1 pseudogene is annotated in these 2,296 nt (G+C 63.1%); it reads left to right on the forward strand.

Going from position 1 to position 2,296, the window contains the following annotated elements:
* A pseudogene (locus GD1_RS23850) lies at nt 1-2,296 on the forward strand (type I restriction endonuclease subunit R); the annotation flags it as partial.

Genomic DNA, 2,296 nt, shown 5'->3' on the forward strand with positions numbered 1-2,296 from the left:
GGGGCGATTCAACCCAATCCCTCGACGAGGCGATCAACCAGTACCGCAAGGATCGGAATCCGCTGACCAACGGCCAGCCGGAGCCGCTGCTGTCGTTCGGGCACCGGGCGCTGGTGCATTTCGCGGTCTCCAACGACCTGGCCGCGATGACCACCCGCCTCGAGGGCGAGAAGACCCACTTCCTGCCGTTCAACATGGGCCATAAGGGCGGCGCGGGGAACCCGCCGGCCGAGGGCGGGCGGTCGGCGACGGCGTACCTGTGGGAGCGGGTCTGAGACAAGGACTCCTGGCTGAACATCATCGGCCGGCTGATGATCGTCGAGACCAAGGAAGAGTGGGACGTCGCGACCGGGACGTCAGTGCGGCGCACGAGCATGCTGTTCCCGCGGTTCCATCAGTGGGAGGCCGTGACGAACATCGTGGACGCGGTGCGTGAGGAAGGGGTGGGCTGGCGCTACCTGATCGAGCACTCGGCCGGGTCGGGCAAGACGAACACAACTGCCTGGACCGCGCACCGGCTGGCACGCCTGCACGTCGACGACGAGAAGGTCTTCGACTCAGTGATCGTGGTGGTGGACCGCACCGTGCTCGACGGGCAGCTCCAGGAGGCGATCCGCCAGATCGACGGCTCGGGGAAGATCGTGACCACGATCAGCCCGGAAGACGTCCGCAGGGCGGGCGCGAAGTCGAAATCCGTGTTGCTGGCGACCGCGCTCAAGAACGGTGAACTGATCATCGCGGTGACAGTGCAGACCTTCCCCCACGCCCTCGACGAGATCCGCAAGGACTCCTCGCTCAAGGGGCGGCGCTTCGCGGTGATCGCCGACGAGGCGCACTCCTCACAGTCCGGCCAGATCTCCTCCAAGCTCAAGGCCGTGCTCACCGCCGAGGAAGTGAAGGAGATCGAGGAAGGCGGGGAGATCGACGTCGAGGCGATCCTGGCGTCGGAGATGACCGAGCGAGCCGAGTCGCAGAACATTTCCTACCTCGCTTTCACCGCGACCCCGAAGAACAAGACCCTCGAACTCTTCGGCCGCAAGGGGCCGGACGGGAAACCGGTCGAGTTCCACCTCTACTCGATGCGCCAAGCGATCGAGGAGGGCTACATCCTCGATGTGCTCCAGGGCTACCAGACCTACGACACCGCCCTGAAGATCGCCGGCAAGGCCGAAAGCGGCGACGGCGGCGAGGTGGAGGAGTCCGCTGCACGGAAGGGACTGATGCGGTGGGTGAAACTGCACCCGACCAATATCAGTCAGAAGGTGCAGATCATCGTCGAGCACTTCCACACCAACGTCGCACACCTGCTGGAAGGCAAGGCGAAGGCGATGGTGGTGACCGACTCACGTATGGCCGCGGTCAAGTACAAGAAGGCGATCGACGCCTACATCACCAAAAGAGCCGCCGTGGACGCTTCGTACAATTACCGCACCCTGGTCGCTTTCTCAGGATCGGTGACGATGGATGAAGACGAGCAGTGGTCGTCGGACTGGGGGCAGCAGCCGAGCAAGGACGACGAGTTTGCCGAGGCCAACCTCAATCCCGGCGCCAGCTCGGACTTGGCCGCCGCGTTCAAGGGCGCGACGTACAAGATCATGTTGGTCGCCAACAAGTTTCAGACCGGGTTCGACCAGCCACTGCTCTCAGCGATGTATGTCGACAAGAAACTCTCCGGCGTCACCGCCGTGCAAACGCTGTCCCGACTCAACCGCACCCACCGCACAGCGAGCGGGGAGCAGAAACGCAAGACGTTCGTCATTGACTTTGTGAACAAACCCGAGGACATCCGGGCCGCGTTCGAGCCGTACTTCACAGGCGCCACGCTCGAGACCGAGACCGACCCGTACGTCGTGGTCCACCTGTCCACCAAGCTCGCCCAAGCCGGCATCTACACGACGGAGCAGGTACGCGAGGTCGCAGAACTGTGGGTCACACGGAAGGGCAACAACGCCCTGTCGTCGGCGATGAGTAAGCCCAAGCATGAATTTGCCCGCCGCTATGCGGCGGCGCTCGAGGCCGATGACAAAGTCACCCTCAACACGCTCGATCTGTTCCGCAAGGATGTGGCCACCTACGTCCGGCTCTACGACTTCATGAGCCAGATAGTCGACTACGGCGACCCCTACATGGAGATGCTGTCGATCTTCCTCCGGCTACTGGACAAGGTCATCGCAGAGTCTTCGTGGGCCGCTGAGGTTGATCTTTCCGACGTGGTCCTAGTCGGGGTCAAGCACACCGCGAATTCGAGGATCGATATCTCGCTCACCGGAGACGGCGAACTCAAGGGCATTAGCGG

Source organism: Gordonia desulfuricans NBRC 100010 (assembly GCF_001485495.1).
Classification (GTDB): Bacteria; Actinomycetota; Actinomycetes; order Mycobacteriales; family Mycobacteriaceae; genus Gordonia; species Gordonia desulfuricans.